This is a genomic window from Actinocorallia aurea (genome assembly GCF_054783995.1).
The window spans coordinates 107,359-128,874 of the sequence record NZ_BAAGPQ010000024.1 but is presented as its reverse complement, the minus strand read 5'-3'; the positions used below and the strand labels follow the sequence as shown (position 1 = coordinate 128,874).

General features: G+C 72.8%; 21 protein-coding genes. 8 read left to right on the top strand and 13 right to left on the bottom strand.

Annotated elements, in window-relative coordinates:
- Window positions 1-79 precede the first annotated feature (79 nt).
- The 6 genes from ACYVOM_RS27665 to ACYVOM_RS27640 all read right to left on the bottom strand — a co-directional run bounded on the left by ACYVOM_RS27665 (window position 80) and on the right by ACYVOM_RS27640 (window position 7,882).
- Window positions 80-1,576, bottom strand: a complete 1,497-nt coding sequence (locus tag ACYVOM_RS27665; RefSeq protein ID WP_460306447.1) for a serine/threonine protein kinase — start codon at window positions 1,574-1,576, stop codon at window positions 80-82.
- A gap of 478 nt (window positions 1,577-2,054) precedes the next feature.
- Window positions 2,055-2,747, bottom strand: a complete 693-nt coding sequence (locus tag ACYVOM_RS27660; RefSeq protein ID WP_460306446.1) for an HAD family hydrolase — start codon at window positions 2,745-2,747, stop codon at window positions 2,055-2,057.
- 57 nt (window positions 2,748-2,804) lie between these two features.
- Window positions 2,805-4,430: an L-glutamate gamma-semialdehyde dehydrogenase gene (gene pruA, locus ACYVOM_RS27655; RefSeq protein ID WP_460306445.1), complete on the bottom strand. Its 1,626-nt coding sequence runs from the start codon at window positions 4,428-4,430 to the stop codon at window positions 2,805-2,807.
- A gap of 45 nt (window positions 4,431-4,475) precedes the next feature.
- Complete coding sequence (locus tag ACYVOM_RS27650) at window positions 4,476-4,961, bottom strand: hypothetical protein (RefSeq protein ID WP_460306444.1); 486 nt, start codon at window positions 4,959-4,961, stop codon at window positions 4,476-4,478.
- Between the two features lie 138 nt (window positions 4,962-5,099).
- Window positions 5,100-6,725 carry a glycoside hydrolase family 3 protein gene (locus ACYVOM_RS27645; RefSeq protein ID WP_460306443.1) on the bottom strand — a complete coding sequence of 542 codons (1,626 nt, stop codon included), beginning with the start codon at window positions 6,723-6,725 and terminating at the stop codon, window positions 5,100-5,102.
- 98 nt (window positions 6,726-6,823) lie between these two features.
- Complete coding sequence (locus ACYVOM_RS27640) at window positions 6,824-7,882, bottom strand: N-acetylglucosamine kinase (protein ID WP_460306442.1); 1,059 nt, start codon at window positions 7,880-7,882, stop codon at window positions 6,824-6,826.
- A gap of 63 nt (window positions 7,883-7,945) precedes the next feature.
- Between ACYVOM_RS27640 and ACYVOM_RS27635 the strand changes: the two genes are divergently transcribed.
- Together ACYVOM_RS27635 and ACYVOM_RS27630 are read left to right on the top strand one after the other, a co-directional pair.
- Complete coding sequence (locus ACYVOM_RS27635; RefSeq protein WP_460306441.1) at window positions 7,946-8,878, top strand: MurR/RpiR family transcriptional regulator; 933 nt, start codon at window positions 7,946-7,948, stop codon at window positions 8,876-8,878.
- Window positions 8,875-9,915 (top strand): N-acetylmuramic acid 6-phosphate etherase, encoded by a 1,041-nt coding sequence (locus ACYVOM_RS27630; protein ID WP_460306440.1) that lies wholly within the window; start codon window positions 8,875-8,877, stop codon window positions 9,913-9,915. The genes ACYVOM_RS27635 and ACYVOM_RS27630 overlap by 4 nt, the downstream gene beginning before the upstream one ends.
- A gap of 28 nt (window positions 9,916-9,943) precedes the next feature.
- Here the strand turns inward: ACYVOM_RS27630 and ACYVOM_RS27625 are convergent, their stop codons facing one another.
- Window positions 9,944-11,140, bottom strand: coding sequence for an acyl-CoA dehydrogenase family protein (locus ACYVOM_RS27625; protein WP_460306439.1), 1,197 nt, complete (start codon window positions 11,138-11,140; stop codon window positions 9,944-9,946).
- Between the two features lie 84 nt (window positions 11,141-11,224).
- Here ACYVOM_RS27625 and ACYVOM_RS27620 point away from each other — a divergent pair, with 84 nt between their 5' ends.
- Window positions 11,225-11,884 carry an HAD family hydrolase gene (locus ACYVOM_RS27620; RefSeq protein ID WP_460306438.1) on the top strand — a complete coding sequence of 220 codons (660 nt, stop codon included), beginning with the start codon at window positions 11,225-11,227 and terminating at the stop codon, window positions 11,882-11,884.
- Window positions 11,885-11,893: 9 nt separating this feature from the next.
- Here the strand turns inward: ACYVOM_RS27620 and ACYVOM_RS27615 are convergent, their stop codons facing one another.
- Window positions 11,894-12,721, bottom strand: a complete 828-nt coding sequence (locus ACYVOM_RS27615; protein WP_460306437.1) for a sulfotransferase family protein — start codon at window positions 12,719-12,721, stop codon at window positions 11,894-11,896.
- A gap of 390 nt (window positions 12,722-13,111) precedes the next feature.
- Here ACYVOM_RS27615 and ACYVOM_RS27610 point away from each other — a divergent pair, with 390 nt between their 5' ends.
- From ACYVOM_RS27610 to ACYVOM_RS27600, 3 genes are all read left to right on the top strand, one after another.
- A complete protein-coding gene (locus tag ACYVOM_RS27610) occupies window positions 13,112-14,074 on the top strand; it encodes a LysR family transcriptional regulator (protein WP_460306436.1) in 963 nt (320 codons plus the stop codon).
- A 69-nt stretch (window positions 14,075-14,143) separates the two neighbouring features.
- The gene (locus ACYVOM_RS27605) at window positions 14,144-14,644 is read left to right on the top strand and encodes a DUF6912 family protein (protein WP_460306435.1); all 501 of its coding nucleotides are present in this window, start codon (window positions 14,144-14,146) and stop codon (window positions 14,642-14,644) included.
- 55 nt (window positions 14,645-14,699) lie between these two features.
- On the top strand, window positions 14,700-15,125 hold the full coding sequence (locus tag ACYVOM_RS27600) for a MarR family winged helix-turn-helix transcriptional regulator (protein WP_460306434.1): 426 nt from the start codon (window positions 14,700-14,702) through the stop codon (window positions 15,123-15,125).
- 115 nt (window positions 15,126-15,240) lie between these two features.
- On the opposite strand, the gene ACYVOM_RS27595 is transcribed toward ACYVOM_RS27600, so the two are convergent.
- The 5 genes from ACYVOM_RS27595 to ACYVOM_RS27575 form a co-directional block, all read right to left on the bottom strand.
- Window positions 15,241-16,014 (bottom strand): hypothetical protein, encoded by a 774-nt coding sequence (locus ACYVOM_RS27595; protein ID WP_460306433.1) that lies wholly within the window; start codon window positions 16,012-16,014, stop codon window positions 15,241-15,243.
- On the bottom strand, window positions 16,011-16,592 hold the full coding sequence (locus ACYVOM_RS27590) for an RNA polymerase sigma factor (protein WP_460306432.1): 582 nt from the start codon (window positions 16,590-16,592) through the stop codon (window positions 16,011-16,013). Before ACYVOM_RS27590 ends, ACYVOM_RS27595 begins: the two co-directional genes overlap by 4 nt.
- Before the next feature lie 231 nt (window positions 16,593-16,823).
- Entirely contained in the window at window positions 16,824-18,497 is a 1,674-nt protein-coding gene (ptsP, locus tag ACYVOM_RS27585; protein ID WP_460306431.1) for a phosphoenolpyruvate--protein phosphotransferase, read from the bottom strand.
- The gene (locus tag ACYVOM_RS27580; protein WP_460306430.1) at window positions 18,490-18,753 is read right to left on the bottom strand and encodes an HPr family phosphocarrier protein; all 264 of its coding nucleotides are present in this window, start codon (window positions 18,751-18,753) and stop codon (window positions 18,490-18,492) included. Before ACYVOM_RS27580 ends, ptsP begins: the two co-directional genes overlap by 8 nt.
- 203 nt (window positions 18,754-18,956) lie before the next feature.
- Window positions 18,957-19,988 (bottom strand): SIS domain-containing protein, encoded by a 1,032-nt coding sequence (locus ACYVOM_RS27575; protein WP_460306610.1) that lies wholly within the window; start codon window positions 19,986-19,988, stop codon window positions 18,957-18,959.
- Window positions 19,989-20,185: 197 nt separating this feature from the next.
- Here ACYVOM_RS27575 and ACYVOM_RS27570 point away from each other — a divergent pair, with 197 nt between their 5' ends.
- Both ACYVOM_RS27570 and ACYVOM_RS27565 read left to right on the top strand, forming a co-directional pair.
- On the top strand, window positions 20,186-20,914 hold the full coding sequence (locus ACYVOM_RS27570) for a GntR family transcriptional regulator (RefSeq protein ID WP_460306429.1): 729 nt from the start codon (window positions 20,186-20,188) through the stop codon (window positions 20,912-20,914).
- Between the two features lie 117 nt (window positions 20,915-21,031).
- Window positions 21,032-21,463 (top strand): Rv3235 family protein, encoded by a 432-nt coding sequence (locus ACYVOM_RS27565; RefSeq protein ID WP_460306428.1) that lies wholly within the window; start codon window positions 21,032-21,034, stop codon window positions 21,461-21,463.
- Window positions 21,464-21,516 lie beyond the last annotated feature (53 nt).

Sequence of the window (21,516 nt, the reverse complement as noted above, 5' to 3'; positions counted from 1 at the left end):
TCACTCCGTTGTGATGCCGCATGCGTACCACGCCCACCCTAAACCTCCCGGCACCGGGTCCGGGTCTCGTCTCCCCCGGTCAGGCCCGTACCCGCTGCCCCGTGGTCCCTGTTCCACCCGCCGTGCCGGGGTCCGGCGTCGCGCTCGTCGTCGGCTCGACGGTCTCCTCCGGCTGGGTCGGCTGCGTCGTCGGGGGCTGGCTCGTCTCGACCGGGGGCTCCGGCGACTCGACGGGATCGTCGTCGTCGGGGTCGTTGGTCGTCTGCGACGGCTTCGGAGTCGGCTTGGTCGGCTTCGTGGTCGGGGTCTGGCTGTCCTCCGCCGTGGGGGAGGCCGGGACGGTGATGGTCGTCGGCCCTCCGTCCGGCGCCGTCGTCTTGATCGTCTTGGACGGCCCGACCTCGCGGCCCGGGTCGACGCTGGTGGACGACGACGGGAGCGGCATCTCGGCACGGGCGTCGTCCGTGGAGGCGACCTTGTAGATCACGAAGCCCGCGCCGCCGGCGGTGAACACCGCGAAGGAGACCGCGGCCGCGGTGATGAACCACGGCACCTTGGCGGCGCGCCGCTGGCGCGCCTCCCGCCGCGGGTAGACGCCGGGCGCGGGCGGCAGCTCGCCGCCGCGCGCCGACCACTCGGCCGGGCTCATGCCCTGGACCCTGGTGCGGGAGGGGTCGAGCGAGGTCGCGGTCGGGTCGCCCTGGACGGCGAGGGCCGCGCCCGCGTTCAGGATCGCGGTGGGCTCGTCGCCCGGCGCGATCACCGGGGTGGGCGTGTCGGCGTGGCCGAGGAGCCGCATGAGGAGGTCGCGCGTCGACGGGCGGTCCGCGGGGTTCTTGGCGAGGCAGTCGGCGATCAGCGCGCGGAGCGAGCCCTGCAGGTTGCCGAGCTCCGGCTCGTGGTTGGCGATCCGGTTGATCACGGCCATGATCGTGTCCTGGCCGAACGGCGGCTCGCCGGTGGCGGCGTAGACCATCGTGGACGCCCAGCAGAACACGTCGGCGGCGGTGCTGACCTCGCCGCCCTCGACCTGCTCGGGCGACATGTACGAGGGGGTGCCGATGACCCGGCTGGTCAGCGTCGTCGAGGAGCTGAGGGCCTTGGCGACGCCGAAGTCGATCACGCGCGGGCCGTCGGGGCCCAGCAGGACGTTGTGCGGCTTGAAGTCGCGGTGGATGATCCCCGCCTGGTGGATCGACACCAGCGCCGTCGCGGTGCCCACGGCAAGGCGCTCCAGGTCGGCCTCGTCGAGCGGGCCGTCCTGCTGGACGCGGGCCTGGAGGCTCGGGCCGGGGACGTACTCGCTGACGGTGTAGAACTGGTCGCCGTCGGCGCCCACGTCGTAGAGGCGCGCGGTGCAGAACGGCGCCACCTTCTTGGCCACCTCGACCTCGCGCAGGAAGCGCTGGCGGGCCTTGTCGTCGGCCTCCAGGTGCAGCAGCTTGATCGCGCGCGGGTCGCCGCCGTCGACGTGCCGGCCGAGGTAGACGACGCCCTGACCGCCTTCGCCCAGCCGCCCCTCGATCTGGTACTGGCCAAGGCGCAGCGGATCATTGGACCGAAGCTCCGCCACCATAGTTGGTCTTCCCCCGTCGTCGCCGCCTTACGGCACCCTTCGCCGCACCGGGCCCGGCCGCTCACCCTTGCCGTTCCACTCCGCGTATTCCGAGTGGACTGTACAGGCGGGAAGCCGGGGAACGCAGTAGAGCACCTTTTTGGAACAGGACGCCCCAAGACCCCCCAGCCGTTGCCCGAGACCGGGAATTGATTTCCCACGCGGGACTTGACCAGGAATTTTCTGATCCACACCTGGGGCCTCGGTGACTTGCCTCACATTCCATCAGGGCGGGACCGGCATGTCAGCCCCTGACCGTCCGCGTCGCGCGCCCGTCGGAAAGCCACGGGGCTCCTGTGACGCCTGGACCTCGGGATACCCCGATAAATGACGGTTCCATGAGGAAACGGTGACGAAAAGACGACGAATCAGTGGCTTTTTGGATACACTGGACCGGCACCGCGCGGACCTCCCGGAAAGGGCGCTCGGCGGGCCTCGGCTAGGGCCGGGTGAGCCGGTCGACGGCGGTGAGGACCGCGCGGGTGTCGGCGAGCGTCGGCAGCACCGCGTCGGCGCCCGCGGCGCGCAGTTCGGTCTCGGTGGCGGTGCCCGTCGCGACCCCGAGGCACCGGGCGCGCGCGATCTGGGCGGCCCGCACGTCGAGCGGATGGTCGGCGACGAGCACCGTCGCCGACTCCGCGATCGTGGTCTTGTAGGCGGCCGCAGCCTTGATCCGCGACGTCTCGATCGTCGCGCCCTTGGGGTAGACCGGCGAGAAGTAGCCGCCGACCGCGAGGTCGAGATGCCGGTCGAGGCCGAGTTCGGCGAGCTTGACGCGCGCGGTCGCCTCCAGCGAGCCCGTCAGGACCGACTGCACCGCGCCCGGCAGCCGCCCGGCGGCCTCCAGTGCCTCCGCGGCCCCGGGCAGGGCCCGCGCGTGCGCCCGCACCCTGTCGCGCCGGACGGAGAACGCCCGCGCCAGCGCCGCCGCGAACGCGTCGAGGTGGTCGTCCTCGGTGACCACCCCGTTGAACGCCAGGGTCTCGAACACGATCTCCGACTCGGTCCGCCCTGCGGTCGGCGCCATCCGCTCCATCGGCTGGCCCGTGACCTCCTGGAACGCCTCGGCGTACACCTCCCGCGTCACCCGCCCCGCGTCGAGCAGGGTGTGGTCGACATTCCACAAGATCAACCGATGTTGGCGCACCAGCACATGATGCCAGGGCCGGGGCCCGCCTTACACGGGCCGTCACTTCATGTGCGGGTACCTGTGGTCGGTGGGCGGCACGAAGGTCTCCTTGATGGCTCTGGGGTTGGCCCAGCGCAGGAGGTTGAAGACCGAGCCCGCCTTGTCGTTGGTGCCGCTGGCGCGGGCGCCGCCGAACGGCTGCTGGCCGACGACGGCGCCGGTGGGCTTGTCGTTGATGTAGAAGTTCCCGGCGGCGAAGCGGAGGCGGGCCGCGGCGTCGGCCGCGGCGGCCCGGTCGCGGGACATGATCGAGCCGGTCAGGGCGTACGGGCTGACGGACTCCATCTGGGTGAGCATGTCGTCGTAGCGGGCCTCCTCGTAGACGTGGACGCCCAGGATGGGGCCGAAGTACTCGGTCCGGAAGATCTCGTCGGCCGGGTCGTCCGACGCCAGGATCGTCGGGCGGACGAAGTAGCCCTCGGTGCCGTCGTAGCGGCCTCCCGCGACGAGCTCGACCCCGTCCGACCCCGCCCGCTCGATCGCGGCCCGGTGCTTGGTGAACGCCCGCTCGTCGATGACCGCGCCCATGAACAGCGACAGGTCCTCCGCGACGTTGCCCATGGTCAGCGACTCGGTGACCGAGACGAGCTCGTCCTTGATCTGCGCCCACAGCCCCCGCGGGACGTAGGCGCGCGAGGCCGCCGAGCACTTCTGCCCCTGGTACTCGAACGCGCCGCGCACCAGCGCGGTGACGAGCGCGGCGGGGTCGGCGCTGGGATGCGCGACGACGAAGTCCTTGCCTCCGGTCTCCCCCACCAGGCGCGGATACGACCGGTAGCGGGCGATGTTCGCGCCGACCTCGGCCCACAGCCGCTGGAAGGTGCCGGTCGAGCCGGTGAAGTGGATGCCGGCGAGGTCCGGGTGGGGCACCGCGGCCTCGGCGACCGCCTCGTGGTCGCCGGTCAGCAGGTTGACGACGCCGGGGGGCAGTCCGGCCTCCTCCAGCAGCCGCATCGTGAAGTGCGCCGCGAACGCCTGCGTCGGCGACGGCTTCCAGACGACGGTGTTGCCCATCAGCGCCGGGGCCGTCGGGAGGTTCCCGGCGATGGACGTGAAGTTGAACGGGGTGATCGCCAGGACGAAGCCCTCCAGCGGGCGGTACTCCATCCGGTTCCAGATGCCCGGCGCGTTGCCGGGCTGCTCGGCCATGAGCTGCCGCGCGTAGGCGACGTTGTAGCGCCAGAAGTCGATCAGCTCGCAGGCCGCGTCGATCTCCGCCTGGAACGGGCTCTTGGACTGGCCGAGGACCGTCGCGGCGTTGAGCACCTGCCGCCACGGCCCGGCCAGCAGGTCGGCCGCGCGCAGGAAGATCGCCGCCCTGTCGTCGAAGCTCAGCGCGCGCCAGGCGGGGGCCGCCGCGCGGGCCGCCTCGATCGCGGCGGCGGCGTCGGCCGCGGTCGCGTTGTTCATCCGGCCGAGCACATGGGCGTGGTTGTGCGGTTCGACGACGTCGATGCCGCGCCCGCCGCCCGGCCTGCGCTTCCCGCCGATCGTCATCGTCAGCTCCAGGCTCGCCGAGCCGAGCTCCTTGATCTGCGACTCCAGGGCGGACCGCTCGGGACTGCCCGGCGCGTACGACCTCACCGGCTCGTTCTGCGGAACCGGGACGTGGGTGACGGCATCCATATCCGGTCACTACCCCGCGTCATGACCGCGGCAACCGCGTGCGGCTCAGCCCGCCAGAACCCAACGCCCGCCCTTGTGCCGCATGACGTACCGGGCTTCGGCCGGGCTGGTCGGCGCGCCGAGCGGCCAGGCGAGGTCGGCGGCCTCGAAGACCCACGCGTGCGGACCCTTCCCGGAGGGCGCGCCCACCTGCACCGCGCGCAACCGCGCCCTGTCGTCCTCGGTGAGGCCGGCGATCCAGGCGGCGCAGGCGGCGCCCAGACGGGTGAGGGCGTAGGCCGGGGCCACCTGGCCGCACACCTTCGCGCGGCCCGCTCCCGCGCCGCGCAGGACGCGCTGGAGGGCCTTGCGCGCCTTCTCCCCCTTGCTTCCTCCCGAGGTCGCCGGGGCCTGGGACGCGGTGGCGTCTCCGGCGAAGAGCGGGAGTTCCGGCTCCGCGGTCAGCGGCGGCATCGGCGGCGGGGCCTGGCCCGCGCCGCACCCCGCCAGCAGAACCGCCGCGCATCCTGCGGCGACCGCCCGTCCCAGCACGTCAGACCCCTTTCCGCGCCGGAACCTATCGCCGCGGCGGCCCCGAAGTCCACCGGCCTTCGGCGCTGGAGCCCACCGGGCCTTCGGCGCTAGAGCCTGGGCCTTCGGCCCGGGAAGCAGCGCAGGCGGTCCCGCGGGTCACCGCGCGCTGGTGATGCCCGTGCCGATCTTCAGGCCGCCCGGAACGGCGACCGGGAGCCTGCCCTGGGGCACCGCCTTGCCGGTCAGGACCTTCGCGAGGCCCTTCACGGAGGTCGCGCTGGAGGAGTAGGTGGCGACGGCGGCCTGCGCCTCCCCGGTCTGGCGGAGGCCGTAGGGGCTGCCGAGGACCACCGCGACGACCTTGCGCCGTTCGGCGAGGGAGGCGATCTGGGCCGCGGTGTCCGAACCGGGGGAGACCGCGGTGACGACGTGGGTGGGCGAGTCCGCGCCGCCGATCTTGACGCCCTCGGCCTGCAGCGCGGCGGCGACCTTGTCCGCCTCGGGGCCGGAGACGTAGACCTTGCCCTTGAGCGGTAGGACGTCCTTGTCCCGGACGACCGTCACGGCGCGCGTCGCCACGTCCAGGGCCACGGCGCGGTGCTCGGGGGTGCGCTGGGCCGCCGCGGCGGCCGAAGGGTCGACGTCGGTCCCGGAGAACAGGCCGCGCGACTCCTTCAGCGTGAGGATCCGGATGACCGCGGCGTCCAGGACGTTCTGCGAGATCCGCCCCTTCTTCACCGCCTTCACGAGGGCCGCGTGCGTCGCGGCCGGGTCCGGCGGCATGAGCAACAGGTCGGCGCCGGCCAGCACCGCGCGGACCGCCGCCTCCGGCGCCCCGCCCTCGACCTGGGCTCCCGCCATCTGGAGCGAGTCGGTGACGATGACGCCCCGGTACCCCATCTGCTCGCGCAGCAGCCCGGTGAGGATCTTCTTCGACATCGTGGCGGGCTTCCCGCTCTTGTCGAGGGACGGGACGACGAGGTGCCCGGTCATGATCGCGTCGACGCCCGCCTCGATCGCGCTCCGGAACGGCGGCTCGTCGATCTCCTGCCACTCCTTCACCGAGTGGCCGATCTCGGGGAGGCCGGTGTGGCTGTCCACCGCGGTGTCCCCGTGGCCGGGGAAGTGCTTGGCCACGGCCGCCACCCCTGCCGTCCGGTAGCCGTCCACCGCCGCGGCGACGAACCTGCCGACGGCCTCGGGGTCCGACCCGTACGAGCGGACCCCGATGACGGGGTTGCGCGGGTCGACGTTGACGTCGGCGACGGGCGCGAAGTTGAGGTTCACGCCGATGGCCTTCAGCTCGGCCCCGGTCGTCATCGCCGCCTGGCGGGCGAGTTCGGGGTCGCCGGTCGCGCCGAGCGCCATCGCGCCGGGGAAGGCGGTGGCGAAGTCCGTCCGGGAGACGATCCCGGTCTCCTCGTCGACGCCGAGGAACAGCGGGATCTCGGACTTCCCCTGGAGCGCCTGGGACAGCTCCGCGGCCTTGGCGGGGGTCTTGAGGTTGCCGGGGAAGTAGATGAAGCCGCCGACCTCGTAGTCCTTCACCAGCTTCGCGCCGTCGGCCGCGTCGCGCACGGTCGGCAGCAGGAGCTGGCCCACCTTCTCCTGGACGCTCATCTGCTCGACCAGGGTCGCGGCGAGCGGGACGGGTTCGGGCGTGGGCGCGGCAGTCTCGGCCACCGGTGGGTTCTCACCTCCGGCGCCGGACGAGCAGGCGGCCAGCGCGGTGCATCCGGCCAAGGCGGCGGCCGCGAGCCGCGCCACGGTGCGTGTCCTCATGACGACTCCCCCCATGCACGGGGAGGGTAGTACCCGTCCGCACCCTCTCGCGCCGCCGCACACGCCGCACGGCGCGCCTTTGCCCGAACCTGCCCGGCTCAGGCCGCGGCGAGCCGCCGGATGGCCATCCGCGCGGCGCCCGCGGCCCCGTCGCCCGCCTCGCAGGGCTCCCGGGTGAACCGCTCGCGGAGGCCGGCCCGGACGAGGTCGGCGACCATGCCCCCGCTCAGCACCGACCCGGCCATGACGATCGGCGCGTCGGGGTCGCCGAGCGCGGGCGTGATCGCGTCGACGTCGAGGAGCAGGGAGTCGGCGGCCTCGCGGACGATCCGGTAGGCGACCTCGTCGCCGAGCGCGGCGGCCTCGCCGACGACCGGGCCGATCTTGCCGAGGGCGGCGGGCGGTGCCCCGTAGACCTCCCTGAGGATGGCCTGGGGCAGCCCCATGGGCGGTGGGGGCAGGGGGCGTCCGAATCCCGGCGGCTCTTGGCCGGATCCGGCCAGGACCAGGGAACGGGGCCTGAGTCCCGCGGTCGCCTCCCGTCCCAGGAGCGCCTCGGGCACCGTGTGGGCGAGGAGGGTTTCGGCCCCTCTGCCATCCATTGCGGCGAGTGCGGCTTTCACCCCCTGGCGTCCGATCCAGACGGCGGAGCCCTCGTCGCCGAGGAGGTAGCCGTAGGCGTCGGCGCGGGCGACGATCTCGCCGTCCCGGATGACCGCGGCCCCCGCCCCGGTCCCGGCGAACACCACGATCCCCGAGGTGGCGGCCGTCCCGGACGCGAAGTTGATGGCGATGTCGGTGAAGACCTCGGGCTGCCCGGCGATCCCGAGCTTCTCCCACGCGCGCTGCGAGGCCGAGACCAGGACGGGACGGCCCGCGGCGCCGGCTCCGGCGATGCCGAAGACCCCGCCGAGGACCGCCGAGGGGTCGAACCCGGACATGGCCTCCGACAGCGCCTCGCCGAGCGCCCGCTCCGGGTCGCCCCCCGAGTTCGGATTGGCCCCCGGGCCCCGGCCTTCCCCGACGACGGTGCCGTCGAGGGTCGCCAACGCGCACCGGGTGTGGGTGCCCCCCGCGTCGATCCCCACGACGTACGGTTCCGAGCCGGACAGCGGACCGCTGAGCGGCACGTCGATCGGGCTGGCGAAATCACTCATCACATCACGTCCGTAAATACTTAGGCGTTGACGCGACAAACCCCTTGTAAGAAACTTTCTTCCATGAGGAAACCCGAAGGTCAAGACACGGGACACGAAGCGGGACACGCGGCACCTCCACTGAGCACGGTGGTCAGAGTCCGGTCACTGCTGCCGAACCTCCCGCCGGCCGAGCGACGGGTCGCCCAGAGGGTGGTCGACGACCCCGAAGGGGTGGCGGGCTCGACCATCACGGAGCTGGCCCAGGCGTGCGGGACCTCGGAGACCACAGTCATCCGGTTCTGCCGGGCGATCGGCTTCGGCGGATACCCGGAGCTGCGGCTGACGCTCGCCACCGAGGCCGGCCGCGCCCAGTCCGCGTCCGGAGGGAAGGTGGTCGGCAGTGACATCGGACCGGATGACTCTCTCGAAGAGTTGGTGGAGAAGGTCACCTTCGCCGACGCCCGCGCGGTGGAGGAGACCGCGGCGCAACTCGACCTCACGACCCTGGCCAGGGTCATCGACACCGTCGTGGCGGCCCGGCGCGTGGACGTCTACGGCGTAGGCGCCAGTGCCTTCGTCGCCCTCGACTTCCAGCAGAAGCTGCACCGCATCGGCCACACCTCCTATGCGTGGTCCGACGCACACATCATGCTGACGAGTGCGGCAGTTCTCCAGCCTGGTGACGTCGCAGTGGGCATCTCGCACAGCGGCACCACCGTCGAAACGTTGGACGCGCTGGCGGTCGCCGCCGGGCGCGGAGCGACCACGATAGCCCTCACCAACTTCCCCAAGAGCCCCATCGCCGAGCACGCCGACCTCGTGCTGACGACGGCGGCGCGCGAGACGACCTTCCGCTCGGGCGCCACCGCCAGCCGGCTCGCCCAGCTCACGGTCATCGACTGCGTGTTCGTCGGCGTCGCGCGGCAGACCTACGAGCCGACCAAGGAGGCCCTGGCGGCCACCTACACCGCTGTTCACGGCCGCAGTATCCGGCCGGAGAGGAAGAGGCGATGACCGAATTCACGTCCAACCCGCCCACCGAGTTCCCCGTCGACCCTCCCGTCCATCTCCCCTCCACCCCACCCGCCCATCTCCCCTCCACCCCACCCGCCCAGCTCCAGGTCCAGCCCCCCGTCAGCCTCCCCATCGACCTCCCGACCGAGCGCCGCAACCCCCGCACCGCCGAGATCGACACGCTGCCCACCCTCGAAGTGCTGCACCGGATCAACACCGAGGACGAGCGGGTGGCCAAGGCCGTCGCCGAGGTGCTCCCCCAGGTCGCCGACCTCGCCGACCTCGCCGTCGCCGCGCTGCGCCGAGGCAACCGGGTGCACTACTTCGGCGCGGGCACCTCAGGCCGCCTGGGCTTCATCGACGCCGCCGAACTCCCCCCGACCTACGGCACGCCCCCCGAGTGGGTCGTCGCGCACCACGCGGGCGGCACCGCAGCCCTGTCGTGCGCGGTCGAGGGCGTCGAGGACGACGTCGCGCTGGGCGCCTCGGACGCGGGCGCGCTCCGCCGCGGCGACGTCGCGATCGGCATCGCCGCGAGCGGCACGACCCCCTACGTCGTGGGCGCGCTGCGGCACGCCGCCGCGATCGGCGCGTCCACCGGGCTCATCTCGGCGAACCCGTCCTCGTGGTTCGGCCGCGAGGTCGACGTGCACGTAGGGCTGGACACCGGTCCCGAGGTGATCAGCGGCTCGACCAGGATGAAGGCGGGCACCGCGACGAAGATGGTGCTGAACGCGTTCTCCACCACCGTCATGATCAGGTTGGGCCGCACCTACTCGAACCTCATGGTGAGCGTGAACGCGCTCAACTCCAAGCTGCGCAGGCGGCTCATCCGCATCCTCGTCGAGGCCACCGGCCTGGACGCGCGCACCTGCGAGCACGCCCTCGCCGAGGCCGGCGGCGACACCCGCGTCGCCCTCGTCACCCTCCTCGCCGACGTGCCCCCCGCACGCGCGGCCCGCGCCTTGGAGGACGCGGGCGGCGCGGTCAGGGAGGCCCTGCTGGTCCTGGGGGACGTCAGAAGAGACACCGCTTAGAAGAGACACCTCCTAGGCGAGGTACCGCCTAGGAGAGGTACGGCCTGAGCTCCTGCCGGGCCAGCGTTCGGATGTGGACCTCGTCCGGGCCGTCGAAGAGCCGCATCGCGCGGACCCACGTGTACATCGCCGCGAGCGGCGTGTCATCGGAGACCCCCGCCCCGCCGTGCACCTGGATCGCCCTGTCGATCACCTCGTGCGCGATCCGCGGGACCACGACCTTGATCGCCGCGATCTCGGTGCGCGCGCCCTTGGCGCCGTGCCTGTCGATCAGCCAGGCGGTCTTGAGCACGAGCAGCCGGGCCTGCTCGATCGCGATCCGCGACTCGGCAATCTGCTGCTGGACGACGCCCTGCGAGGCCAGCGGCTTGCCGAACGCGACGCGGTCGGCGGCCCGGCGGCACATCAGCTCAAGGGCCCGCTCGGCCATGCCGAGGGCGCGCATGGCGTGGTGGATGCGGCCGGGACCGAGGCGCGCCTGGGAGATCAGGAAGCCGTCGCCCTCCTCGGCCAGGAGGTTCGAGACCGGCACGCGGACGTCCTCGAAGCGCAGCTCGCAGTGGCCGTGCTGGTCGTGCCGGCCGAACACGGGCAGGTCGCGCACGACGGTGAAGCCGGGGGTGTCGCGGGGCACCAGGATCATCGACTGCTGGCGGTGCGCCGGGCCCTCGGGGTCGGTCTTGCCCATGACGATGAAGATCTTGCAGCGCTCGTCGGCGGCGCCGGTGATCCACCACTTGCGGCCGTTGATGACGTACTCGTCGCCGTCGCGGACGATGCTCATCTGGATGTTGGTGGCGTCGGAGCTGGCGACGTCCGGCTCGGTCATCGCGAAGGCGGAGCGGATCTCGCCGTTCAGCAGCGGCTCCAGCCACTGCTTCTTCTGCTCGTCGGTGCCGAACAGGTGCAGGGTCTCCATGTTGCCCGTGTCGGGCGCCTGGCAGTTGAGCGCCTCGGGGGCGATGTCCGGGCTGCGGCCGGTGATCTCGGCGAGGGTCGCGTACTCCAGGTTCGACAGGCCGCCGAGTTCGGGCAGGAAGAGGTTCCACAGGCCGCGCTTGCGGGCCTCGACCTTCAGTTCCTCGACGATCGGGGGGAGCGCGTGCGGGTCGTTGACCGCGCGCCACTCGGCGTAGGCCTTCTCTGCCGGATAGACGTGGGAGTCCATGAACTCCAGCAGCTTGGCCTGGTACTCGGCAGCCTTCGGGCTCAGTTCGAAGTCCATGCCGGAAGTCTCGCACCCGCCCGTCAGCTCGCACTTACCGGGGCGGGCACAAGTGACTCGCGAGTCAGCTCTACCATGTCCGGTATGACGATACGTGCGGTGATCACCGACTGGGGCGGTGTCCTCACGTCCCCGCTGAACGACGCGATCAAGGTCTGGCTGGCGGCCGACCGCATCGACACCGAGGTCTACAAGACGACCATGCGGACATGGTTCGCGCACGCCTACGCGGGTGAGCACGCCGCGTCGGCCTACTCGGGCGGCAACCTCATCCACGCGTTGGAGGACGGCTCCCTGCCCCCCGCCGAGTTCGAACGGCTGCTGGCCGCCGAACTCGTCACCGTCGACGGCGGGGCCGTGTCCGCCGAAGGCCTGCTCGACCGGATGTTCGCCGCGTTCGACCCCATCGAGCCGATGTACGAGGCGCTGCACGCCGCCAAGGCGGGCGGGTTCCAGACCGCGCTGCTGTCGAACTCGTGGGGCAACACCTACCCGCGCGAGCTGTGGGCCGGGCTGTTCGACACCGTCGTCATCTCCGGCGAGGTCGGCATGCGCAAGCCCGCGCCCGAGATCTTCGCGCACACCCTCGACGCGCTCGGCCTCACCGCGTCCCAGTGCGTCTTCATCGACGACATCGCCGAGAACATCGCGGCGGCCGAGGCGCTCGGCCTCACCGGAGTGCTGCACACCACCGCGCGCGACACCAGGACGGAACTCGCCGGGCTGCTCGGGCTGCCCCTGTAGCCGGCGCGGTCAGGCGACGTAGCCCCAGGTCCGGCACATCGGCAGCAGCTCCTCGGGGATCTGCGCGGTGTCGGGCAGCTCCCGTCCGGGCTGCACCCGGCCCGTCACGATCTTGTCGCGCCAGTCGCCGATGCCCTTGACGATCGGGCCGTGGTCGCGGGAGCCGTACTCCAGCATCGCCGGCGACCACTCCACGCCCAGCGCGGCGCAGAGCTCGCGCGTCACCTTCTCCGGGTCCGAGACGAGTTCCTCGTAGCGCACGGTCGGCCCGGACAGCTTGGCGCGGCAGCGCTCGACCTGCTCCATGTACCGCAGGGTGTGCGGCACCGCCCTCGTCCAGGGCCGCTCCTCGGGGTCGGCCTCGTGCCACGACAGCGCGATCGACATCGGGTGCCGGATGAGGAAGATCCACCGGGCGTCGGGCCAGCACTGCTGGATCCGCCACCACCCGAAGGCGTTGCTCGGGGTCTTCTCCACCATGATCTCCTTGCCGTGCCGCACCATCTCCCGGTGCAGCACGCGGTCCCACAGCAGATGCTCCAGGTCCGTCCTGCGCAGCTCGGACGCCTCCATCGCCATCCGCACCGGCGGCGACTTCAACTCCACGCCCATCCGGCGCAGATGCATCTCGTGCGGGGCGTGGATGCGGGGATGGCTGTCGAGCATCATCCGCAGCAGGGTCGAGCCCGAACGCACCGACGACAGCAGGAAGACCGGCGCGCGCAGCAGCCTGTCGGCCTCGGGGAAGGCGGGCGGCCGCGCCTCCTCCTGCTCCACGGCCGGGGGCGGCCCCTGGGCGGGCACCGCCCTGCGCACCTCGTATCCCGTCCGCCTCACCAGTTGGTCCTGCACCACATTTCGCCAGTTCACCCGGCGAACGTAGAAGGGGTTGCCTACGCGTCGGCGAACGGTACGTGGACTTCCCGTGAACGTCCATTACCGGGCATGAACCACCGTGACGGACGATCACTCGTGAGAAGGGGGCGGGCGGCCCCTGGCGCGCCCGCGGCCGGGTGGCGTTTCCCGGCCGCGGACGGCGCCATCGCGAACGCCCCGAAGGGCGGGGCCGAGCCGATCCCTCATCGACGCGGTCGCGATGCACAGCCTGGCGCGCTGCTCACTCCACCTTCGCGCCTTCGGGACCGGTCCACCAGGCACCTTGGCCCTATGGACCCATAAGGCCGCCTTATGCCCGGAGGTCGGCGGCGCAGGCCATAAGCTGGTCCGATGGGGGAACGCGGGCCGCTCGGGCACCGGGTGCCGGACCTCGCGGCGCTGGAGCTGCTGCTCGCCGTCGCCCGGCTCGGCAGCCTCGGCCGCGCGGCCGCCGAACTCGGCATCTCCCAGCCCGCCGCGAGCGGCCGGATCCGCACGATGGAACGGACCCTCGGCGTCCCGCTCGTCGATCGCTCCCCCCGCGGCTCCACCCTCACCCACGCGGGCGTCCTCGTGACGGACTGGGCCCGCCGGATCGTCGAGGCGGCCGAGGCCTTCGACGCCGGGGCGCAGGCGCTGCGCTCGCACCGCGACTCCCGGCTCACCGTGGCCGCCAGCATGACCATCGCCGAATACCTGCTGCCCGGATGGCTCATCGCGCTGCGCGCCGCCCGGCCCGGCACCGCGGTGTCGCTGCTGGCCGGGAACTCCCAGTTCGTCGCCGAGCGCCTGCTCGCCGGGGACGCCGAACTCGGATTCGTCGAAGGGCTCTCGATGCCCGCCGGGCTGGCCGGCACCGTCATCGGCGGCGACCGCCTCGTCGTCGCGGTCGCGCCCGCCCACCCGTGGGCCCGGCGGCACGCCCCGGTGACCGCCGAGGAACTCGCCGCGACCCCGCTCATCCTGCGCGAGGAGGGCTCGGGCACCCGGCAGGTCCTCGACGCCGCCCTGTCCTGGCACGCCGCGCCGCTCCTCGAACTCGCCTCCACCACCGCGGTGAAGTCGGCCGCCGCGGGCGGGGCTGGCCCCTGCGTCCTCAGCGAACTCGCCCTCACCGAGGAACTCGCCATCCGCCGCCTCGTCGAGGTCCCCCTCGCCGACGTCTCGCTCACCCGCCGCCTGCGAGCCGTCTGGCGTCCCGGGCCGCCGCCCGCGGGCCCCGCCCGCGACCTCCTCGCCCTGGCCCGCACGGCCCGGCCGACCTCCGCGCAGGCCGCGGACCCCGTGCCACGCACCGCGGCGCCGCCGAACTGATCGGGTCCGAAGACCACGATCCCTGCGCCGCCGAAGGCACCGCGAACGAACAGGTGCGACACTGTGGGGATGCGCGTCTACCTTCCGTCCACCCTGCCGGAACTCGCCCGGGCCCTGGCCGACGGGGAGATCACCGTCCACCGCGCCTACGCGGTGACGCCCGCGCTGCGCGAGTGGTACGCCGACGGCGACACCGAGGAGCTGGAGTACGCCGCGATGCTCGCCGCCGCCCGGGCCAGCCTGCGGATGCTCGCCGGCGACCTCGCGGCGCCGAGCCGCCGCGTCGTGCTCGCCGCCGAGGTCCCCGACGGCTCCATCGCCTACGAGGGCGGCTACGAGAACCTCGGGGAGAGCGACCGCGCCGAGGTCCGTCTCCGCGACGTCGTCCCCATGAAGAAGATCGTCTCCGGTCATGTCGACGACCCCGGGGCCGCCCTCGACGTCCAGGCCGCCGCCGTCGCCCTGGGCGCCGCCGACCAGGGCGACCTCGACGCCCAGTTCACCGTGGACGGCGCCGAAGGCCACGAGCTCATGTGGTTCGCCACCCAAGAGCTGCCCGACCTGCGCTGATCGCGCGAACGCAACTCGTGCAGCGGACGCACTCGTACGCAAGGGGGTCCTTGAGGTGGAGCCGGCAGACGAGCTGTTCGGGTTCGTCGAAGTGCTGCTTCCGTTCCTGCGCCAGGTCGAGACCGCCGACGGGCTGAGCTCCTCGGCGTCCTCGGTGCTGTACCGCCTCGTCCGGATCGGCCCGCAGCGGCTGACCGAGCTGGCCCGCGCCCAGGGCGTCTCCCAGCCCGGCATGACCCAGCTCGTGGGCAGGCTGGAGCGCGACGGGTACGTCCGGCGCACGGCCAGCGCCGAAGACGGGCGCGGCGTCCTGGTCGAGGTGACCGAGACAGGGCGCGCCCTGTCCCAGGGCCGCCGCGCCGAACGCGTCGCCCTGCTCGCCGGGATGATCGCGGACGCCCCCGCCGAGGACCGGACCGCGATCGCCGCGGCCCTCCCGGCCCTCACCAGGCTGATCGCCGCCCGCCAGACCACGTCGTGATCTTTGCCCGCCTCCGCCGCCGGATGCACCCGCGTGAGGGCGCTCGGCGGAGGGCGGCCGCCGATGCGCCGCACCGGAGGGGCGGCCCCCGCCGCCCCTCCCGCGCCTCGCGTACCTAGTCCAGCGGTTCCTCCACGATGAGCGTCACCCGGTCGTCCGCCGAGAGGTAGGCACCGCTGACCCGCGCCGTGTCGGACGGCTTCCACGGGCGGGCAGGGATGTCGATCGTGCCGGTGCCGTCGTCGGCGAGCCACCCCGCGGCGTAGGAGACCCCGAGCCCGAGCCCGGTGACCTTCGCGACGGCCTCGGCGACCGTGCTCCCGCGCAGCTCCGGCGGCTCGTCCCCGCCCGCCTTCCCGGCGAGCTCCTCGCCGCCGTTGAGCACCGTGTCGGGACCCACCTCACCGGAGATCACCGCCCTGACGTCGCACTCTTCGAGCGGAACGTCCGGACCGCAGCCCTCGATGCGGATCTCCATCGGCGCGCCCCCTCGGTCGGCCGGGTCCTTCGGCGTCGCGGCGGGCTGCCGCGGCCCGCCTTCGGCCGTCAGCGTCCCGACGAGCTGGAAGACCCCGCCGAGGTCGGCTCTGCCGTCCTTGACCTCGATCTCCCAGCCGTCGCCGGTCCGCTTGATCTCCCAGGCCGCCGCGGGCGCGGGCTCGGAGGCCGGCGCGAGCACCAGCGCCGCCGCGGTGGCGGCGGCGGCGACTCCGGCGAGGCCCACGCCCAGTCGCAGGGCAGGGACCCGCCACCGGGGCCGCGGAGCCGTGTTCGTCGTGGCGATCACGGCGAGCAGGTCGGCCCGGGCCGCGGCCTCCGCCGCGGCGCCGAGCGCGGGAAGGTCGGCGCGCAGCGTTCTCACCTGGTCCAGCTCGTTCGTCTCGTTCATGTCCCGTCCTCACTCGCCGTCGGATCGGCGCCGCCCAGCGCGGCGCGCACCTTCGCCCGGCCCCGGTGCAGCCGGGACCGCACGGTCCCGATCGCGATCCCGAGGGTCCCGGCCACTTCGTCATAGCTGAGCCCGCCCCAGGCGATGAGCAGCAGCACGTCGCGCTCACCGCGCGACAGGCGCGCGAGCGCCCCCGCGAGCGCCCGCTGCTGCCCTCTCGCGTCGACCCGGCTGACGACCCCGTCGTCGAACGCCTCGGCGACCGGGTCGACGCCCGTCCGCTCCAACGCCCGCAGGAACCGCTTCTCGGCCCGGTGGTGCCGGGCGATGAGGTTCGTCGCGATCCCGTACAGCCAGGGCCGCGCGTTGTCCCGGGCGGTGTCGTACCGATCTCTTCGCCGGAACGCCACAAGGAACGTCTCGCCCACCACGTCGTCGGCGTACTGCGGCCCGAGCCGCCGCGCCACGTACCCGTGAACATCCCGTGCATACCGGTCGAAGAGCTCAGCGAACCGCTCAGGCGCGTCCCGCGAAAGCCGAATCAGCTCCGCGTCGCCCACTTCCGTCAACAGCTCCACACCCGCTCTTCCCCGAACCCCCCAAAGAGGTTCCACTGAAGAGCTCCCAGAAGAGCGCACCCACACGGGTCGATTGAGAGAGCACCACCAGCGCATCCACGCTCGAGTCGTTTCCAGGGAGCGCCGAAGGCGCGGCCGGTCACGTGATCGGGCAGCCCAGGGCGCGAAAGCGCCCGATCACCCGCCAGACCGCAGGCCACCTAGGGCCGGAGGTCTGGCCAGCGAACACAGCTACAGGCCCAGAGTCTCCAGGGCGGGGAGGGCTGCTCGGGCGGCGGCTCGGGCGTCGCCTGCGATGCGGGCGGCTCGGGCGGCGCGGGCGGCTTCCTGGCATTCGGCGTAGGTGTGGGCGGCCAGGGCGGCGCGGACGAGCGGCAGCGAGGGTGAGCTCATGCTGAGGCTGGTGACGCCCAGTCCGGCGAGGACGCACGCCATGACGGGGTCGGCGGCGGCTTCGCCGCACACGCCGCAGCCCTTGCCGGCCTCGGTGGCGGCGCGGGCGGCGTGCGCCATGAGGTCGAGGAGGGCGGGCCGCCACGGGTTCTGCAGCCGGGTGAGGCTGGAGACCTGCCTGTCGACGGCGAAGACGTACTGGGCGAGGTCGTTGGTGCCGAGGCTGAAGAAGTCGACCTCTTCGGCGATGTCGTGGGCGCGCACGGCGGCGGCGGGCACCTCGATCATGATCCCGGCCTGCTGGATCCCGGCGTCGCGGCACGCGCGGGTGAACACGCGGGCCTCTTCGGCGTCGGTCACCATCGGGGCCATGACGCGGAGCCTGTCGGCGGGCAGCCCTTCGGCGGCCTTGGCGAGGGCCTTGAGCTGGCCTTTGAGCACGTCGGGGTGGCGTCGCAGCAGCCGCAGGCCGCGCTCGCCGAGTGCCGGGTTGGGCTCGACGGCGGCGGGCGGCAGGAAGGACAGGGGCTTGTCGGCTCCGGCGTCCAGCACGCGGACGACGACGCGCGGGAACGCCTCCAGGACGGCCCGGTAGGCGGCGATCTGCTGTTCCTCGCTGGGCGGCACCGCCTCGTCGAGGAAGAGGTATTCGGAGCGGAACAGTCCGACGCCCTCGGCGCCGTTGCGCAGGGCGGGTTCGATGTCGGCGGGGCCGCCGACGTTGGCCAGCAGCGGCACCTGATGGCCGTCCTTGGTGCGGCCCGGCCCGATGGCGCTGCCGACGGCCTCGGCGCGGGCCTTCTCGGCGGCGCGGGCGCGTTCGATGCGCGCGGGGTCGGGCTCCAGGACGAGAGTGCCGGAGGCGCCGTCGGCGAGGACGAAGGCCCCTTCGGGCACTTCGAGCGCGCCGGCGCAGGCGACGATCGCGGGGATGCCCATGGCCCGGGCGAGGATCGCGGTGTGGCCGATCGGCCCGCCCTCCTCGGTCACGAACGCGACGCAGTGGGCGGGGTCGAGCAGCGCGAGATCGGCCGGGGCGAGGTCCTGGGTGATGAGCACGTAGCTCTCGTCGGTCTCGGGCATGCCGGGCACCGCGAAGGCCATGAGCCGGGCGACGGTCCGGTCGCGGACGTCGTCGAGATCGGCGACGCGCGCGGAGATGTAGGCGCCGGAGCCGCCGAGCAGTTCGCGGTAGAACCCGAACGACTCGTAGACGGCGCGGGCGGCGGTCAGTCCCGCGGACACGCCGACGGTGACCTCGCCGGCGAGGTCGGGGTCGCGGGCCATCAGGGCCTGCGCCGACAGCACGTCGGCGGCTTCGCCGCCGGCCGCGGCGGCGCGGGACTCCAGTTCCTGCGCGACCTCTTCGAGCGCGGCGAGCGCCCGTGCGGTCTCGGCCACGCGGTCGCCGGTGAACGGCTCCGCGGGCGGCACGGGGACGGCACCGGTCATCACCCGGACGCGGCCCACGCCTACGCCCGGACTGACTCCTGTCCCCGTGAACTCACGCATTCGGCTCCGTGAAGAGCGTGCAGAGGGAGTCCAGCACCTCGTCGGCGCCTTCGCCCTCGGCGCAGAGCCTCAGCTGCTCGCCCTGCCGGGCGTCCAGCGCGAGCACGCCGAGAATGCTCTTGGCGTTGACGGGCACCTCCGCGAAGCGCCCGATGGTGACGTCCATCGGAGCCTCGGCGGCGGCCTTGACGAACTCCGCGGCCGGCCTCGAGTGCAGGCCGACCAGGGACTCGACCCGCACGTGTCGCTCAGCCATAGTCATGATCCTCGATCCTCCTTCGCGGGTGAATTGTTCCAGACGATCGACTGATCGCTCACCCGCTTCGATGCGAACCTCCCACCGTCCTCGATTTTGATCGAGTGAGGTGAACGGCAGGTGCTCGATGGGACTTTCTGGAGTTGACCCTGGTGAAGGGCTCACTACTTCCAACACTGCCCTTTGCCAGAGGCATTCCCGGCCTATGCTCCGGTCTGGGTTACTTTACGCAAGCCGCGAGGGTTGTCCGGATCGATACCGAGGGTTCTGGCCAGCCGCTCGACCAGGAGCTGCCCCGGGACGATCAGGCCCAGCGGCGCCACCCACTCCGGCAGCCGCGGCCCGGGGAGCGCCACCGAGGCCGCCGACGCCAGCTCCGCGCCCCCGCCGATCCCGTAGACGCGGGCGCCCGCGCCGGTGACCCGGGCGGCCAGGGAGACGGTGCCCTCCAGGGTCGGGCTTCCCTCCGCGCCCAGCACGAGCGCGGGCGTGTCCTCGTCGACGACGGCGATCGGCCCGTGCAGCAGGTCCGCGTACGACAGCCCCATCGCGTGCAGATAGCACGCCTCCTTGAGCTTCAGCGCCAGCTCCAGGGCGGTGCCGAAGGCGATGCCCCGGGCGGACACGACGGTCCCGGGGACCTTGGCCAGCTCCGCGGTGATCTCCGCGAGCGCGTCGGAGCCCTCGGTCTCGGCGATGAGCCTTTCCACCTCGTCCGGCACCCGGCGCAGGTCGTCGGGGTCGACCTCGGCGCCCAGCCCGACGCCCAGGACGGCCAGGGCCGCGAGCTGCGTCGTGTAGGTCTTGGTCGCCGGGACGGCCAGTTCGTCGCCAGCCCTGGTCAGCAGCGCCACGTCGGCGGACTCGGCCAGCGGGGAGCCCTCCCCGTTCGTCACCCCGACGGTGACCGCGCCGCACGCCTTGGCCCACTCCAGCGTCTCGACGATCTCCTCGGTGCGGCCCGACTGGCTGATCGCGACCGCGAGCACCCCGTCGAGGTCGAGCCGCCGCTTGTAGGAGGTGGCTATCGAGGGTGCGGCGAGGGTCCCGAGCCGTCCCGCGTACGCCTCGGCCAAGTAGCGGCCGTAGACGGCGGCGTTGTCGGAGGACCCGCGGGCGATGAAGAGCACCTGGCGGGTGCGCGCGGCGGCGGCCCGCACGGCGTCGAGTTGGGGGAGCAGGTCCGCGACGGTCCGGCGCAGCGCCTCGGGCTGCTCACCGATCTCGTGCCGCATACGGCTGGTCAACACGTCCTCCCTGGACGGATAGGGGGAGATAGCCCGGAAGACAGCCCCGAAAAGAGCATGGCCCAAGCATTGGTCCAGTCTGGACTAGACCAGTACGAACCTTACCCTTGTGAAAGCATGAGAGAACAGCCCCCAGGCGGGCTGTTCTCCCCCACACAGCCCTTTCAGCGAGGCGGTGCCACGCAGTGATCGACGCGACAAGCCCGGTCCCGAAGTACGTTCAGCTCCGCGCCCTCCTCGTCGACCTGATCGAGGAGGCCGGGGCCGAGCCCGACGCCCCCATGCCGTCCGAGCGCGAGCTGTGCCAGCGCTACGGCCTGTCCCGGATGACGGTCCGCCAGGCCGTCGACCAGCTCGTCTCCGAAGGCCGCCTCTACCGCGTCCCGGGCAAGGGCACCTTCGTCGCCCGGCCGAAGATAGACATGCCGCTCCGGCTCAGCTCGTCCTTCACCGCCGAGATGAAGGCCCGCGGCATGACGCCCGGCGCGATCGACCTCGACCACCGCACGGTCCCGGCCTCCGGGCACATCGCCCGCGCCCTCGGTCTCGGCCCCGGGGCCTACGTGCACGTCCTGGAGCGGCTGCGCACCGCCGACGGCTCCCCCATGGCCGTGGAACGCTGCCACATCCCCGCGGCCCTGGCCCCCGATCTCCTCACCACCCGGCTGGCCGGACAGTCCCTCTACGACCTTCTGGAGCGCCGCTACGGGATCTCGTTCGACTCCGGCGACCAGACCGTCGAGGCGGCCATCGCCACCCCGCTCGACGCCGAGCTGCTCCAGCTCCCCCAGCCCAGCCCCGTCCTGCTGCTGCGCCGCAGGTCGTACCTGCGCGCCACCTGCGCCGAGCTGACCGAGTCGACGTACCGCGCGGACAGATACCAGCTGCACACGAGCCTGGACCTCCCCCGGTAGTCGGCACCCCCGAGCGGCTTTCCCGACGATCTACCTCGCCGGGGACATCCGCTGACCGTCTCGCCGCTCTGCAAGATCGGGCGCCGCGCAGGGCCGCGCCCGAGAGGAGGCAGGGGCATGGGACGGGTCAGGGTGTTGCGGCTGGTGCCGGCGATCGCCGACGACGACGGGCCGGACGAGCCGCGCACCGAGGGGAACCTCGCGCTGAAGGACTACCCGTGCGAGTCCGACGGCCTGGAGGAAGCCGCCGAACGCGTCATCTGGGTGGCCGCCGAGGTGTTCGCCGGGCTGCGGCCCTTCCCCCAGCTCGCGCGGCTGTCCACGCTGGAGCTCGCCGAGGTGCTCTCCCGCCAGCGGCACCCCGCGGGCAAGGCCCGCGGGACCGTCCCGCGCATCAGGGGCCGCCGCGTCCAGCGGCCGGGGCCCGGCGTCGCGGAGGTCAGCGCGACCGTCGTGATCGGCGGCCGGATCCAGCCCGTCGCGGTCCGGCTCGTGCGCAGGCGCGGGATCTGGCGGTGCGCCGCGGTGGAGACCGCTCTGCACTGGTGAACCGGAAACGGCGACGCCGCCCTCCCCCCGCTCGGGGGGAGGGCGGCGTCGGC